Source organism: Pseudomonas sp. NFACC14 (genome assembly GCF_900106885.1).
In the GTDB taxonomy this organism is placed as follows: Bacteria; Pseudomonadota; Gammaproteobacteria; order Pseudomonadales; family Pseudomonadaceae; genus Aquipseudomonas; species Aquipseudomonas fluorescens_AA.
On sequence record NZ_FNOA01000001.1, the window covers coordinates 225,550 to 239,788 of the forward strand.

General features: G+C 62.4%; 15 protein-coding genes. 11 read left to right on the forward strand and 4 right to left on the reverse strand.

Going from position 1 to position 14,239, the window contains the following annotated elements:
- Window positions 1-3 precede the first annotated feature (3 nt).
- From modC to BLU85_RS01070, 5 genes are all read left to right on the forward strand, one after another.
- Complete coding sequence (modC, locus tag BLU85_RS01050) at window positions 4-1,083, forward strand: molybdenum ABC transporter ATP-binding protein (protein WP_092196657.1); 1,080 nt, start codon at window positions 4-6, stop codon at window positions 1,081-1,083.
- Between the two features lie 190 nt (window positions 1,084-1,273).
- Window positions 1,274-2,329 (forward strand): DNA topoisomerase IB, encoded by a 1,056-nt coding sequence (locus BLU85_RS01055; RefSeq protein WP_092196660.1) that lies wholly within the window; start codon window positions 1,274-1,276, stop codon window positions 2,327-2,329.
- A gap of 115 nt (window positions 2,330-2,444) precedes the next feature.
- Window positions 2,445-3,008 (forward strand): ATP-dependent Clp protease proteolytic subunit, encoded by a 564-nt coding sequence (locus tag BLU85_RS01060; RefSeq protein ID WP_092196664.1) that lies wholly within the window; start codon window positions 2,445-2,447, stop codon window positions 3,006-3,008.
- Window positions 3,009-3,236: 228 nt separating this feature from the next.
- Window positions 3,237-3,404, forward strand: a complete 168-nt coding sequence (locus BLU85_RS01065) for a con-10 family general stress protein (RefSeq protein WP_072406624.1) — start codon at window positions 3,237-3,239, stop codon at window positions 3,402-3,404.
- Between the two features lie 62 nt (window positions 3,405-3,466).
- Entirely contained in the window at window positions 3,467-3,694 is a 228-nt protein-coding gene (locus BLU85_RS01070) for a hypothetical protein (protein WP_092196667.1), read from the forward strand.
- Between the two features lie 100 nt (window positions 3,695-3,794).
- Here the strand turns inward: BLU85_RS01070 and BLU85_RS01075 are convergent, their stop codons facing one another.
- Window positions 3,795-4,550 (reverse strand): OBAP family protein, encoded by a 756-nt coding sequence (locus tag BLU85_RS01075; RefSeq protein WP_092196670.1) that lies wholly within the window; start codon window positions 4,548-4,550, stop codon window positions 3,795-3,797.
- Between the two features lie 181 nt (window positions 4,551-4,731).
- Between BLU85_RS01075 and BLU85_RS01080 the strand changes: the two genes are divergently transcribed.
- Window positions 4,732-5,202 (forward strand): arsenate reductase ArsC, encoded by a 471-nt coding sequence (locus BLU85_RS01080; RefSeq protein ID WP_092196673.1) that lies wholly within the window; start codon window positions 4,732-4,734, stop codon window positions 5,200-5,202.
- Window positions 5,203-5,206: 4 nt separating this feature from the next.
- On the opposite strand, the gene BLU85_RS01085 is transcribed toward BLU85_RS01080, so the two are convergent.
- Window positions 5,207-5,740 (reverse strand): DUF3087 family protein, encoded by a 534-nt coding sequence (locus tag BLU85_RS01085; protein ID WP_092196676.1) that lies wholly within the window; start codon window positions 5,738-5,740, stop codon window positions 5,207-5,209.
- 217 nt (window positions 5,741-5,957) lie between these two features.
- Here BLU85_RS01085 and ppnN point away from each other — a divergent pair, with 217 nt between their 5' ends.
- On the forward strand, window positions 5,958-7,331 hold the full coding sequence (ppnN, locus tag BLU85_RS01090; protein ID WP_092196679.1) for a nucleotide 5'-monophosphate nucleosidase PpnN: 1,374 nt from the start codon (window positions 5,958-5,960) through the stop codon (window positions 7,329-7,331).
- Window positions 7,332-7,596: 265 nt separating this feature from the next.
- Here the strand turns inward: ppnN and BLU85_RS01095 are convergent, their stop codons facing one another.
- Window positions 7,597-8,265 (reverse strand): HAD family hydrolase, encoded by a 669-nt coding sequence (locus BLU85_RS01095; RefSeq protein ID WP_092196682.1) that lies wholly within the window; start codon window positions 8,263-8,265, stop codon window positions 7,597-7,599.
- Between the two features lie 172 nt (window positions 8,266-8,437).
- Window positions 8,438-9,784, reverse strand: a complete 1,347-nt coding sequence (locus BLU85_RS01100; RefSeq protein ID WP_092196685.1) for an MATE family efflux transporter — start codon at window positions 9,782-9,784, stop codon at window positions 8,438-8,440.
- A gap of 719 nt (window positions 9,785-10,503) precedes the next feature.
- Between BLU85_RS01100 and BLU85_RS01105 the strand changes: the two genes are divergently transcribed.
- The 4 genes from BLU85_RS01105 to BLU85_RS01120 are packed head-to-tail and all read left to right on the forward strand — an operon-like array spanning window position 10,504 to window position 14,223.
- Window positions 10,504-11,415: a methyl-accepting chemotaxis protein gene (locus BLU85_RS01105; RefSeq protein WP_371914223.1), complete on the forward strand. Its 912-nt coding sequence runs from the start codon at window positions 10,504-10,506 to the stop codon at window positions 11,413-11,415.
- Window positions 11,416-11,426: 11 nt separating this feature from the next.
- Entirely contained in the window at window positions 11,427-11,795 is a 369-nt protein-coding gene (locus BLU85_RS01110) for a response regulator (RefSeq protein WP_003203044.1), read from the forward strand.
- A 15-nt stretch (window positions 11,796-11,810) separates the two neighbouring features.
- A complete protein-coding gene (locus BLU85_RS01115; protein ID WP_092196691.1) occupies window positions 11,811-12,095 on the forward strand; it encodes an STAS domain-containing protein in 285 nt (94 codons plus the stop codon).
- A gap of 28 nt (window positions 12,096-12,123) precedes the next feature.
- Window positions 12,124-14,223 (forward strand): chemotaxis protein CheA, encoded by a 2,100-nt coding sequence (locus tag BLU85_RS01120; RefSeq protein ID WP_092197757.1) that lies wholly within the window; start codon window positions 12,124-12,126, stop codon window positions 14,221-14,223.
- The last annotated feature ends 16 nt before the right edge of the window (window positions 14,224-14,239 follow it).

The following is a 14,239-nucleotide window of genomic DNA, read 5'->3' on the forward strand; positions in this document are numbered from 1 at the left end:
TCGATGATCAACGCGCGTTTGCAACTCGACCACGGGGCTTTTTCCCTGGACCTGGATGTGCAACTGCCAGGCCGTGGCGTGACCGCCCTGTACGGGCCTTCCGGCTCCGGCAAGACCACCTGCCTGCGCTGCATTGCCGGGTTGGAGCGGCCGGCCCGGGGTTTTATCGAGGTCAACGGCCAAGTGTGGCAGGACAGCGCGCACGGCGTGTTCGTGCCCCCCCACAAGCGGCCGGTGGGGTATGTGTTCCAAGAGGCCAGCCTGTTCGCCCATCTGTCGGTACGGGCCAACCTGGCGTTCGGCCTCAAGCGCATCGCGCCGGCACAACGGCGAGTGGACATGGACCAGGCCACCGATCTGCTGGGTATCGGGCACTTGCTCGATCGCCAGCCGCACAACCTCTCCGGCGGCGAGCGCCAACGGGTGGGCATCGCCCGTGCCTTGCTCACCAGCCCGCGGCTGCTGCTGATGGATGAGCCGCTGGCGGCCCTCGATAGCCGACGCAAAAACGAAATCCTGCCTTACCTGCAACGACTCCACGATGAGCTGGACATCCCGGTGCTGTATGTCAGCCATTCCCAGGACGAAGTGGCGCGTCTGGCCGATCACATCGTGCTGCTCGACGCTGGCCGCGCACAGGCCAGCGGCCCCATCGGCGAAACCCTGGCCCGGCTCGACCTGCCATTGGCCCTGGGGGATGACGCCGGGGTGGTGATCGAGGGCAAGGTCAGCGGCTATGACCCGGCGTACCAATTACTGACCCTGAACCTGCCCGACAGCCAACTGACCGTACGCGTCGCCCACACGTCCCTGGCCCTCGGCCAGCCGCTGCGCTTCAAGGTCCAGGCCCGGGACGTCAGCCTCAGCCTGGCGAACGATGCCCAGACCAGCATCCTCAACCGCCTGCCGGTGACCGTGGTCAGCGAACAGGCCGCCGACAACGCCGCCCATGTGCTGGTCCGCCTGGAAGCCGCCGGCACTCCACTGCTGGCGCGGATCACCCGCTATTCCCGCGACCAGTTGAACCTGCGGCCGGGGCTGGCGCTGTGGGCGCAGATCAAGGCGGTGGCGGTGTTGGCGTAGTCCCCTTGTGGGAGCGAGCTTGCTCGCGATGACGGCGCTACATCCAGCATTGATGCAAGCTGATTCATCGCTATCGCGAGCAAGCTCGCTCCCACAAGGGTTACGGGCAACCGCAGAATCTTGGCACGACCGCAACGGGCTGCGGTCAATCGATCACAGGCCACCGGATTCGCTGCCAAGGACTTTCTTCATGCCCGACACCCTGCCGCCGGATGCACTGCCGGCCGACCTGCATTACGTCGACGACACCGCCCCCGGCATCACTCGCAAGAAATTGCGTGGCAAGTTCTGTTATTTCGACCCGCAGGGCCAGCGCATCACCGACGCGGCCGAGATCCAGCGTATCAATGCCCTGGCGGTACCCCCGGCCTATACCGATGTGTGGATCTGCACCGACCCCCGGGGTCATCTCCAGGCCACCGGGCGCGACGCCCGTGGGCGCAAGCAGTACCGCTACCACGCGCGCTGGCGTGAGGTGCGCGACGCGGACAAGTATTCGCGGATGCTGGAATTCGGACGTGCCCTGCCGCGCCTGCGCAAACGCCTGGAAGAAATCCTCGCCACACCCGGTTTCAGCCGCGACAAAGTCATGGCCACGGTCATCACCCTGCTGGACATGACCCTGATCCGCGTCGGCAACCCCCAATACGCCCGCACCAATCGCTCCTACGGCCTGACGACCCTGCGCAACAAACATGTCGAGATCAACGGCAGCGCCATCGCCTTCCAGTTCCGCGGCAAAAGCGGCATCGAGCACCAGATCACCGTGAAGGACCGGCGCCTGGCGCGGATCATCAAGCGCTGCCAGGAGATTCCCGGGCAGAACCTGTTCCAGTATCTGGACGAACACGGCGAGCGCCACGCCATCAGTTCTTCGGACATCAACGCTTACCTCAAGACCCTGACCGGCGCCGACTTCACCGCCAAGGACTACCGCACCTGGGCCGGCAGCGCAGCCGCTCTGGCCGGGCTGCGGGCGCTGCGTTGGGAAACCGAGACCGAAGCCAAGAGACACGTCACCGAGATGGTCAAGCAGGTCTCCCGACAGCTGGGCAACACCCCGACCGTCTGTCGCAAATGCTACATCCACCCGGCGGTGGTGGAAGGCTTCCTGCTCGGTGCCCTGAAGGCATTGCCCAAACCACGGGCCCGCAAAGGCCTCAGCGAAGAAGAAGCCGGATTGACGCTATTCTTGCAACGGATGACACAAGCCGCCGAGGCATGCGAGCAGGCGCAATCGGTTTAACGCGATTCACCCGCAACGAGCCAAGCAGGCGGAACATCGGCAGACCAGCGGACTCCCAATTCTACGGCGCAACCAGGCGCAGACTTCAAAAGGGTGAAATCGACAGGAGCTTCAGATGTCCGAACACATTGTCCATTTCCATTGCCAGATCGATCAGGGCACCACGGAACGCTTTCGCGACAACTGCCTGGAGGCCATCGAGAAAGGCGCCGACTCGCTGATGCTCAACCTCTCCACCGTCGGCGGCAGCACCAACTTCGGTTTTACGCTCTATACCTTCATCAAGTCCCTTCCAGTGCCCGTGCGTGCGGTCAATGCCGGCAACATCGAGTCGATGGGCATCGTCATGTTCCTGGCCGCCAGCGACCGCACCACCACCCCGCACTCGCGGTTCCTGATTCATCCGATGAACTGGTATTTCGGCCAGAAATCCGTGGACCATTCACGCCTGCGTGAGTACCTGTCCAGCTTGGACAACGACGTGGCGCGGTACGTGGAGATCTACGTCAAGGAAACCGCCGGTGCCGCCACCCAACTGGATATCTTCAAGTGCCTGTGTGCCGAGGAACGGGTGATTCCGGCTGAAAATTCCCTGGCCTTCGGCATCGCGCACCGGGTCGAACAGGTGGTTTTTCCAACGGATGCCAAGCATTGGAAAGTCAGCGGCGGCGAGGACTGAGTTAAGTGCCCGGCGCGACAACAAGCACAAAAACAAACAGGCTCCATCCCCGTGTTTATAAACACTTCAGACTTGTACAGTTTCAAGCGAAGCGGCTGTATAAGTTTTTTATTCAATCGCTGACCATTCGTCGCCAGCGAAACGCTTTTATTAAACTTCCTTCGCCACTTTCCTTTCACAACTAATGCGAGGCACGTTGCTCGCTTAACCACAATGAGGATTCTCGAAATGGCTAATAGCGGAAACAAAAACCCAGGCAACTTCGCCAACGATCGTGAGAAAGCATCGGAGGCCGGCAAAAAAGGCGGGCACGCTTCGGGCGGCAACGCCGGTGATCGCCAAAAAGGCTCTGACACCAGCCGCAAAGGCAGCCAGGGCGGCGGCAGGAAGTCGTAATCCGCAATACCGTTGGGGCGCACGCCTGCTGCGCCCTGGCGCTTAATCCAATGAGGTCTAGCATGGGCAGTCATGACCGCTTCATCGTCAGTTTCATCGCCAATGGTCAACCGGACAATCGTGTACTGCAAGCCGATACGCAGACGCTCAATGCCCGCGAAGCCGAAGCCCTGTTGAAGATCACCTTCGACGAACTCAAGGACGTTGAGTTGAGTGATATACAAGTTCAAAAAAGAACCCGTCCTACTGAAGAGGAACATGGTGTTCCAGGACACTTCAAACAGCCCTAGTCAATTTTCTATTTATTGTTACCTGCGCTTCTCATCACCACATCCAACTTATTCTTGCGGCGAGGATTTTTACATCCTCGCCTCACTATCCCGCGCCTGTTCAATGAGCATGTCCGGCGCTGGGATCCTTGATCTGCCACACCTGCCCCTTTTGCCAGGCATCCGCGCCGGGGTCTATCGGCGGGGTATCAATACCCGCCCGGGCACGCTTTTTCGCTTCACTGTCCACGTCCATCCGGCGGTCGCGCTCGCGCACCAGCTGCGGGTCGATCTGCCCATCGGCGGTGAAACCCATCATCAACTGCGGCACGCCATAAGGTAGCTCGTTGCCCTGTTCGGTGTGCCAGGTGTGCCAGGTCTTGCCATAGGTGCTCACCAGGTTCTCCATCAACCGGGTTTCCGCCACTTGCGGGATGCCCGGGGCGATCAACTGGCCGGATTTCACTTCGTGCACATGGCTGTGCCACAGCTGTTTCTCGCTGGCCGGCAAACCTTCGAACAAGCGCTGGCTGATGATGTACTCCACGCCCATCAGCTTGGCACTGGAGGTATTGCCATCGAAGATGACGCACTGGAAGACCTCCTCGTTCAACGCCGTGCAGTAGTGATGCGCTTCCATCTGCCCGGACATCCGCCCGTTATAGAAATGGAAGCCATCGAGGTAGGTGTCCAGGGCCCGTAATGGCGGTTTGTCCTGCATGATCCGCGCCCCGGTTTCCAGCGTCGCGGTCGTCGGGGTCTTCGCGGCGCCAAGTACATTAACAGGCGAATCGCTCGTGCCGCCTGCGCAGCCGGTCAATCCAAAAACCGCTGCCCATAGCCATTTCCAGCCGCCATAAACACTTCGATCTGGCATGTTATCTCTCCTTTGCATGACTGATCATGAGAAAGACAGTGCCTGGGGCGGGTTTGATTTTCCTGGCGCCCTACCGACGAACGGCTTGCCTCATCCGGCGCTATAAATATGAAATTTCATATATTCGATTATCCACATATACTCCGGCGCAACCCACCCCGCGCCTATCGGAACCGAATCGATGAAAGTCCTCTTCATGTGCACCGCCAACAGCTGCCGCAGCATTCTCAGCGAAGCGATGTTCAACCATCTGGCCCCGGCCGGGTTCGAAGCCGTCAGCGCCGGCAGCTTTCCCAAGGGCCAAGTGCTGCCGCGCAGCCTGAGCACCTTGCAGGAGGCCGGGATCTGTATCAAAGGCTTGTGCAGCAAGGGCAACGACGCTTTCGAAAGCAGCCCGCCGGACGTCGTGATCACGGTGTGCGACAACGCCGCCAACGAGGCCTGCCCGGTGTATTTCGGCCCAGCGCTCAAGAGCCACTGGGGCCTGGCGGACCCGTCGGAGGTCAAAGGCAACGATGATCAGGTCGGCCAGGCGTTCCACAGCACGCTGGACCGCATCGAAGCCCGCTGCCGGGCCTTCTTCGCCCTGCCCTTCGACCAGTTGGACGCCCAGGCCCTGAAAGCCGAGCTGGACCGCATCGGCACCCTCTGACCGCTCAATTGGCGTTATACGTCTGCTTCACCGTCTCGACCCAGCTTGGGTCCAGGCGCGACTGCTCGGTGTCCAGGCCCAGCGCCTGCATGTTCGCCAGGTGCGCGTCGGCTTCGCGCGCGAGGGAGCCCTGGGCACTGGAGTTGGCGTCCAGCTGATGCATCTGGGCCAGTCCCAGGTGATAGAAGCGCAGCAGCTTCATGGCGGTGGGGTCCCGGGCCTGCACACCGGCCGTCACCTGGTGCATCACGTTGGTGATTTTCATCAGGCTGCGCTTGAGCTGCCAGCCGTACACCGCGGCGGCCATCCACGGCTGCGACCAGAAATACTGGCGCATCAGCACAGCCATCGCCAACACGGCGACAATCACCCCGCCGAGGTTGAAGCGAAAGTTATCACCTGCGGGCGTACCCAACAGCATCACGGCCAGGCTGGACAGCAGCATCGCCAGGGCCAGGAACACCACCGCGATGATCAGGGTGCTGCGGCGGGTCTGCCTGCGGTAGGTGTCGCCATCCCACGGTTTGATCTCGAACATCGCGGCGCAATTTCCTTGTACGGCATCAAAAGAGTCACGCATTATCGCCTGCCCGGTCGATTTAGCTATGCTGGGGCTCATTTTGTATGGCCGCCGACTCGCCGGGCCCGGATCGAAGTCCATGGCGATAGCGCAAGGATCGTGCGATCTTTCGGCGTGGACGTTTTTTTCAAGATGCCGTCGTCGTGTGCATGGCATCGTTTTCAAGGAAAGCTGAATGACTCAAAGACATGTAATCAACGCCTCGGTAAGCCCCAAGGGCAGCCTGGAGACTTTGTCCCAGCGCGAAGTCCAGCAACTGAGCGAAGCCGGTTCCGGCAGCATCTATACCCTCTTTCGCCAGTGCGCCCTGGCCATTCTCAATACCGGCGCCCATGTCGATAACGCCAAGACCATCCTGGAAGCCTACAAGGACTTCGAGATCCGCATTCACCAGCAGGACCGGGGCGTACGCCTGGAGCTGCTGAACGCGCCAGCCGATGCGTTCGTCGACGGCGAAATGATCGCCAGCACCCGGGAAATGCTCTTCAGTGCCCTGCGCGACATCGTCTACACCGAGAACGAACTGGACAGCCAGCGCATCGACCTCAGCTCGTCCCAGGGCATCAGCGACTACGTGTTCCACCTGCTGCGCAACGCCCGCACCCTGCGCCCTGGCGTGGAGCCGAAAATCGTCGTGTGCTGGGGCGGTCACTCGATCAACACCGAAGAATACAAATACACCAAGAAGGTCGGCCACGAACTGGGCTTGCGCAGCCTGGACATCTGCACCGGCTGCGGCCCGGGCGTGATGAAAGGCCCGATGAAAGGCGCCACCATCGCCCACGCCAAGCAGCGCATCCATGGTGGTCGCTACCTGGGCCTGACGGAGCCGGGGATCATCGCCGCCGAGGCGCCGAACCCGATCGTCAATGAGCTGGTGATCCTGCCGGACATCGAGAAACGCCTGGAAGCCTTCGTGCGCGTCGGCCATGGCATCATCATCTTCCCGGGCGGCGCCGGTACGGCGGAAGAGTTCCTGTACCTGCTGGGCATCCTGATGCACCCGGCCAACGAGGACCTGCCCTTCCCCGTCGTACTCACCGGGCCGAAAAGCGCCGCGCCGTACCTCGACCAGTTGCATGCGTTTGTCGGTGCGACCTTGGGCGAGGCCGCGCAGAAGCACTACCAGATCATCATTGACGACCCGGCCGAAGTGGCCCGGCAGATGACCCAGGGGCTCAAGGAGGTCAAGCAGTTCCGCCGCGAGCGCAACGACGCCTTCCACTTCAACTGGCTGCTGAAGATCGACGAGGGCTTCCAGCGCCCGTTCGACCCGACTCACGCCAACATGGCCAGCCTGGGCCTGAGCCGCGACCTGCCCGCCCACGAACTGGCCGCCAACCTGCGCCGGGCGTTCTCGGGGATCGTGGCCGGTAACGTCAAGGACAAGGGCATCCGCCTGATCGAAGAACACGGTCCTTACGAGATCCACGGCGACGCCGCCATCATGGAACCCCTCGACCGCCTGCTCCAGGCCTTCGTCGCCCAACACCGCATGAAACTGCCGGGCGGCGCGGCGTATGTGCCGTGTTATCGCGTGGTGACCTGACCTCTCTGAGGACCACAGATCCAATGTGGGAGCGAGCTCGCTCGCGATGGCGTCGGTACATTCAGCTCTGATGCAGGCTGAATCACCGCTATCGCGAGCAAGCTCGCTCCCACAGGGGGGATTTGTGGTGGCTGCAATGCCGGTGAATGACTCAAAAAACTGTGGGAGCGAGCTCGCTCGCGATAGCGTCGGTACATTCAGCTCTGATGCAGGCTGAATCACCGCTATCGCGAGCAAGCTCGCTCCCACAGGAGTTTCGCGGCGGTCATAGCATCGAAGGCAGTCGCATCAGGCCGGCCTCATCCACCTCAATGCCTAGCCCGAGGTAGTCCTTGATCTGCGGATGAAGGGTGACCACGGGATGCGTGTGCGTTGCCGTCACCACCATCACATCGGCCCCGGCGGCCTCGCCTGCCCGAATACCGGCCTCGGCGTCTTCAAACACCAGACATTCCTGGGGCGTCACCTGCAAGCGCTCGGCCGCCAGGCGATAGCAGGTGGGGTCGGGCTTGCCGTCGCTCACATCCTCGGCGGTCACCATCACTGCCGGGCGCGGGATCCCCGCCGCTTCCATACGCCGCAAGGCCAATGCCATGGGCGCTGAGGTGACGATTGCCCATCGCTCTGGCGGCAGGCTTTTCAGAAATGCCAGCGCACCGGGCACTTGCACTACCCCTTCGACGTCTTCGATTTCTTCCCGGGTAAGCTGCTCGGCCTCGGCCTGGGCATCCACCCCTGGCAGGTGCTGGCGGGCGATGGTGTCGATGGCGCGCACGCCATGGATGGTCGGCAGGAACGTCGCCACGTCCAAGCCATGGCGCAGGGCCCAGCGTGTCCAGATCCGCTCGGTGGCGGCGATGGAGTTGAGCAGTGTGCCGTCCATGTCGAAGAGGAAGGCGCGGTAAGCAAGGTTGGGTAGAGGGCTGGTTGGCATCGGATCCTCGGTGGCGGCATGACGGGTAACGACCACTGTAACATCGCCAGGCACCGAACCCTTGTGGGAGCGAGCTTGCTCGCGATAGCGGTGGATCAGCCTGCATCGATGCCGAGTGTGCCGACGCCATCGCGAGCAAGCTCGCTCCCACAGGGGTGCGGTGGTGGGTTGATTACACCAACCGCTCGATCGGCTGATGCTGCCAGACCCGCTTGTAGTAAAGCGTCTGCAACAACAGCATGCTCAAGTAAGCCACCGGGAACGCCATCCACACCCCTTGCAACCCGAAGTGCGCGTCCAGCAGATACGCGGCCGGCACTTGCACGGCGACGATGCAGAAAATCGAGATAGCGACCGGCACCAGCACCGTGCCGCTGGCGCGCATGATACCGCCGACGATCGCCTGGAAGCCGAACACCAGCAAGCTCCAGAGCATGATATGCAGCAAGTGTTCGGCCTGGACCCGGGCCGCCGGATCAGTGATGAATAGCCCCAGCAGCCAGTGGGATAACAGATAGCCCAGGAGCACCAGCCCACCGGTGAGCCAGAGGTTGAATGCAAGCCCCGTGCGCAGGATCGGCCCCAGGCGCTCCAGGCGGCCGGCACCGATGGCCTGGGCGCCGAGGATCGAGGCAGTGATGGCAATCGACAGCGCCGGAAACTGCACGTAATTGACGATCTGCGTCACCGCACCGTAGGCCGCCGTGGCCTGGGAGCCGTGGCGATTGACCAGCGCCAGGATCACCAATTCCGACAACGAGATCACCACCATCTGCAACCCCGTGGGCAGGCCGATGCGCAACACCTTGCCGAGGATGTCCCTGTCCAGGCGCATCGCCGCGAACAACGCACGGTCCGGCGCCAGGGCATGCTCGCGGCGACGCAGGCGCCACGCCAGCATCAGCATCGCCGACGTCGTCCCCGCCAGCCCCGCCCATGCCGCGCTCTGGATGCCCATCTGCGGCAACCCCAGCCAGCCGCGGATCAACGCTGGCGTGAGCAGCAGCCCGACGCTGGTGGACACCAGCAGCGCCAACATCGGTGACACCGTATCGCTCACCCCGCGCAGCAACTGGGTGAACAGCACGAATACCAGCAACATCGGCAGGATCCACAGCATGACCCGGGCATAGGAAACGGCGTCCTCCAGCACATCGGCCGGCGTGCCGAGCCCTTGCAACGCCTGACGCGCGAAGACACTGCCAAGCACCGCCGCCACCAGGCCAATGATCGCCCCCAGCAACAAGGTCGAACCGGCAATCGCCTTCACCGTACCGGTTTCGCCGGCGCCATAGGCCTGCCCGATCAACACCCCCGCCCCCGCGCCCAGGCCGATCACCAAGGCGATAAAGAAAAACACGATGGGAAACATGCCCGACACCGACGCCAACGCCTGGGTGCCGAGCATCTGGCCGATGTAGATGCTGTTGAACGTGCCGGACATGGACTGCAGGAAGTTGGACAGGACCATGGGGATCAGGAACAGGAGATAGGTTTTCCAGAGGGGCTGGGTCGGCATGGGGACTCTGATGGCAGTTCGAAAATCCGATGCGGGGTAATTTAGCTCAATCCATCGATTCTGTTTCAGAAGATGTCCGTTTTCGTGACGAGGGCGCTTGACTGCGCTGTAGGAGCTGCTGAAGGCTGCGATCTTTTGGTCTTCCACTGGATATTCAACGAGCCTTGGAAGGATCGCAGCCTCGCTTCGCTCGGCAGCTCCTACAGCGCAGTCCACCGGGGGCTAGCGCCCTGGCCAGGGGATCTCCATAGGTCAGGCCACCTCGACAATTTCCCGATCTCGTCTATCCTTAGATAGCACTGTGCCATTATTTTTATCGAAATCGGACGACTGGTCCTCAAGACCATGCCGGCTTTGCAGATAACCAGTTATTCGCAAATTACCTGTCAGCACCACTGTTCAAGGACCGAACCATGACGTCGTACTCTCACGGTCATTCCCTTTCCCGAGCACAACCACGCATTCTCTGGAGCGCCGTGCTGGTGGCCATTGCCGCGAGCATTGGCGTGCTGGCGCTCAATGGCACGAGTGGGCAAAACATCGGTTTGAGTGTGGCGATCCTGGTCTTGGGCGTCGGTGCTGGCGCATGGGGTGCGCGCTCGCAACGCCAACAGTTCGACAGCGCCCTCGCCGCCGCCATCGCCCACCACGACCTGCAAGGCAGCGCGCACCAGGCCCATAAAACCCACGCACAACTCAACGACGTCATCCTCGGTGCCATGCCGATCTGGGCCAAGCAGGTCGAAAGCTCCCGGCAGCAGACCGAGACCGCGATCGTTTCCCTGACCGGCCGCTTCACCGGCATTTCGTCACGCCTGGAAGACACCGTGCAAGCCTCGCAATTGGCCGCCGGTGAACTGGCCGGCGGCAGCGGTGGCGGCGCCGTGCAGGTGCTGGCCCAAAGCGAAGGTGAACTGGTCAAGGTCATCGACTCCCTGAAGGCCACCCAGGCCAGCCGTGACGAAACCCTGGCCCAGGTGCGCAACCTGACGGCCTATACCGGCGAGCTGCGGACTATGGCCGCCGACGTCGCGGCGATTGCCGCGCAGACCAACCTGCTGGCCCTCAACGCCGCCATCGAAGCCGCCCGTGCCGGCGAGGCCGGGCGTGGGTTTGCTGTGGTGGCCGACGCCGTGCGCAGCCTCTCGAGCAAGTCCAGCGAGACCGGCCAGCAGATGTCGGCCAAGGTCGACATCATCAACACCGCCATCACCCAACTGGTGCATGCCGCTTCCAGCGGCGCGGACCAGGACAGCCATTCGGTCAGTGCTTCCGAGCAAAGCATCCAGCAGGTGCTGGAGCGCTTCAAGAGTGTCACCGGCCGATTGGCCGACTCGGCCGACATGCTGCAACGGGAAAGCTTCGGCATCCGCGATGAACTCACCGAGGTGCTGGTCAGCCTGCAATTCCAGGATCGGGTCAGCCAGATCCTCAGCCACGTGCGCGACAACATAGAGGACCTGCATGTGCATCTGCAGCAGGCCAGTCAGTCGCCCGACCAGGCCGTCTCCATCGATGCCCGCCAATGGCTGGCGCGCATGGAAACCACTTACGCCACCGACGAGCAACGCCGCAATCACCACGGCGACTCGAGCGCGCAACAGACTTCACAGGAAATAACCTTCTTTTAGGAGAGCCGCTCATGGCTAAAAGTGTATTGGTTGTCGACGACTCCGCGAGCGTTCGGCAGGTGGTCGGCATCGCGTTGAAAAGTGCCGGCTATGACGTGATCGAAGCCAGCGATGGCAAGGACGCGCTGGGCAAGCTCAACGGCCAGAAAGTGCACCTGATCATCAGTGACGTGAACATGCCCAACATGGACGGCATCACCTTCGTCAAGGAGGTCAAGAAGCTGGCCAGCTACAAGTTCACGCCGATCATCATGCTCACCACCGAATCCCAGGAATCGAAGAAACAGGAAGGCCAGGCCGCCGGGGCCAAGGCCTGGGTGGTCAAGCCGTTCCAGCCGGCGCAGATGCTGGCGGCGGTATCCAAGCTGATTCTTCCTTGATAGCCGGAGGCTCCCATGCCGTTGCACTACGAAACACGGGATGACACTGCCCAGGTGCACATCGACGGCGAACTGACGATCTACACCGCGGCCGAGCTGGCCGCGCAGTGGCTGCCGCACTTGGGGGCAACGCCGCGAATGGCCCTCGATCTGTCGCAGATCACCGAGATGGACGGCGCTGGCCTGCAACTGCTGCTGATGGTGCAGCGCGAGGCCTCCCGGGCCGGGACCCAACTGACACTTACCGGCCAAAGCCAGGCCGTCACGGAGACACTTGCCCTGTGCAACCTGGTTGCCTAGGACGTCGGACACGACAAAGGAAATGAGCGTGAGCATCAATCTCGATCAGGCACAACAGACCTTCATCGTCGAGGCACGGGAACAGCTGCAGGCGATGGAAGAGTCGCTGCTGCAGCTGGAAACCGACCCCGGCGACGATGACGCCATCGGTGCGATCTTCCGGGCGGCCCACACGATCAAGGGGTCGGCCGGCCTGTTCGGCCTGGAACCGATCGTCAGCTTCACCCACATCGTCGAAGACGTGCTCGACCGCCTGCGCAACGGCAGCGTCGAGGTGGACGCCGGCCTGATTGCGGTGTTGCTCAAGTCCAGCGACCACATGCTGGAACTGATCAACGTGGCCGCCAACCAGGGCGGAGCGCTGCCGCCACCGGCCCTGCAACGGGAAGTGGAGCTGTGCCAGATCCTGCAGGAATACCAGGCGCCCTCGCCGGCCGCGGCCCCAACGCCTGCGCGGGACACCGAAACCCGCGAACCTGGCGAAATGCGCCTCTGGCACCTTTCCCTGCGTTTCGGCCAGGACGTGTTCCGCAATGGCATGGACCCGCTGTCGTTCCTGCGTTACCTGCAAACCCTGGGTGAAATCGTCGACCTCACCACCCTGACCGACACCCTGCCCGCCGCCGATGCCTGGGACGCCGAGTCCTGCTACCTGGGCTTCGACATCGCGTTTCGCTCGGCCGCCAGCCACGGGGCGATCAACGAAGTGTTCGATTTCGTCCGGGAAGACTGCGAGATCGAGATCGTTGCCCAGGATGACGACATCGCCCCCCCGGCCAACACCGGCCTGATGACCACATCACCGGAACCGGCCGAGGAAACCACTGCGTTGGTCGCCACCGGCGAGTTGCTGTCCGACCAGCGCAAGACGCCGCGCATGCCCGCCCAGATCGCCACCGACAAACAAGCGGTGACCAGCGACAGCAAGGCCAAGGACACCTACGTACGGGTCAACGCCGACAAGCTCGACGAGTTGATCAACCTGGTGGGCGAACTGGTCATTGCCAGCGCCGGCGCCAGCCTGCTGGCCCGCACCTGCCACAACGACCCGTTGCAGGAAGCCACCTCGTCGGTCTCCGGGCTGGTGGAAGAAATTCTCGACGGCGCCCTGCGCCTGCGCATGATCCCCATTGGCGAAACCTTCAACCGCTTCCGTCGGGTGGTGCGCGATGTCAGCCAGGAACTGGGCAAGGATATCGACCTGATCATCAGCGGCGCGGAGACCGAGCTGGACAAGACCGTGGTGGAAAAAATCGGCGACCCACTCATGCACTTGCTGCGCAACGCCATGGACCACGGCATTGAAACCGCCGAGGCGCGGCTGACGGCCGGCAAACCGGTCAAGGGGCACTTGCACCTCAACGCGTATCACGACTCCGGCAGCATCGTGCTGGAAATCGCCGACGACGGCGCCGGCCTGAACCGTGACCGGATCCTGGAAAAGGCCCAGGAACGTGGCCTGGTGCAGCCAGGTGCCAGCCCCACCGACCAGGAAATCTACAACCTGATTTTCGAACCCGGCTTTTCCACCGCCCAGGCCGTGACCAACCTTTCGGGGCGGGGCGTGGGCATGGACGTGGTCAAGCGCAACATCACCCTGCTGCGCGGCACCGTCGACCTGGACAGCCAGCCCGGCAAGGGCACCGTGGTGCGCATCCGCCTGCCACTGACCCTGGCGATCATCAATGGATTCCTGGTGGGCATCGGTCAGTCGACCTATGTGATACCGCTGGACATGGTCCAGGAATGCATCGAGCTGAGCGAAGACGATGGGCTCGCCAGCCGCGAGCAAGGCTACCTCGACCTGCGCGGCGAGGTGCTGCCCCTGGTCTACCTGCGCGATCACTTCAGCCACGAAGGCCCGGCCGCGCGTCGGCAGAACGTGGTGGTGGTGCGCTACGCCGAACTCAAGGCCGGGCTGGTGGTGGATGACTTGCTGGGTGAATTCCAGACCGTGATCAAACCGCTGGGCAAGCTGTTTGGCGCCCTTCGCGGCATCAGTGGCTCGACCATCCTGGGCAGTGGCGCCGTGGCGTTGATTCTCGACGTACCGGCGCTGCTCACCGAGATCGCCCAGACAGAAAACCGCTACACCCCGACTCAATTACAACAAGCCAACGCTCGCTGACGCTTTAGCACTTCCA

What these genes read in the sequence shown, in the direction of transcription:
- modC (WP_092196657.1), top strand. Translation starts at nt 4, where the DNA reads ATGATCAACGCGCGTTTGCAACTCGACCACGGGGCTTTTTCCCTGGAC.
- BLU85_RS01055 (WP_092196660.1), top strand. Translation starts at nt 1,274, where the DNA reads ATGCCCGACACCCTGCCGCCGGATGCACTGCCGGCCGACCTGCATTAC.
- BLU85_RS01060 (WP_092196664.1), top strand. Translation starts at nt 2,445, where the DNA reads ATGTCCGAACACATTGTCCATTTCCATTGCCAGATCGATCAGGGCACC.
- BLU85_RS01065 (WP_072406624.1), top strand. Translation starts at nt 3,237, where the DNA reads ATGGCTAATAGCGGAAACAAAAACCCAGGCAACTTCGCCAACGATCGT.
- BLU85_RS01070 (WP_092196667.1), top strand. Translation starts at nt 3,467, where the DNA reads ATGGGCAGTCATGACCGCTTCATCGTCAGTTTCATCGCCAATGGTCAA.
- BLU85_RS01075 (WP_092196670.1), bottom strand. Translation starts at nt 4,550, where the DNA reads ATGCCAGATCGAAGTGTTTATGGCGGCTGGAAATGGCTATGGGCAGCG.
- BLU85_RS01080 (WP_092196673.1), top strand. Translation starts at nt 4,732, where the DNA reads ATGAAAGTCCTCTTCATGTGCACCGCCAACAGCTGCCGCAGCATTCTC.
- BLU85_RS01085 (WP_092196676.1), bottom strand. Translation starts at nt 5,740, where the DNA reads ATGTTCGAGATCAAACCGTGGGATGGCGACACCTACCGCAGGCAGACC.
- ppnN (WP_092196679.1), top strand. Translation starts at nt 5,958, where the DNA reads ATGACTCAAAGACATGTAATCAACGCCTCGGTAAGCCCCAAGGGCAGC.
- BLU85_RS01095 (WP_092196682.1), bottom strand. Translation starts at nt 8,265, where the DNA reads ATGCCAACCAGCCCTCTACCCAACCTTGCTTACCGCGCCTTCCTCTTC.
- BLU85_RS01100 (WP_092196685.1), bottom strand. Translation starts at nt 9,784, where the DNA reads ATGCCGACCCAGCCCCTCTGGAAAACCTATCTCCTGTTCCTGATCCCC.
- BLU85_RS01105 (WP_371914223.1), top strand. Translation starts at nt 10,504, where the DNA reads ATGCCGATCTGGGCCAAGCAGGTCGAAAGCTCCCGGCAGCAGACCGAG.
- BLU85_RS01110 (WP_003203044.1), top strand. Translation starts at nt 11,427, where the DNA reads ATGGCTAAAAGTGTATTGGTTGTCGACGACTCCGCGAGCGTTCGGCAG.
- BLU85_RS01115 (WP_092196691.1), top strand. Translation starts at nt 11,811, where the DNA reads ATGCCGTTGCACTACGAAACACGGGATGACACTGCCCAGGTGCACATC.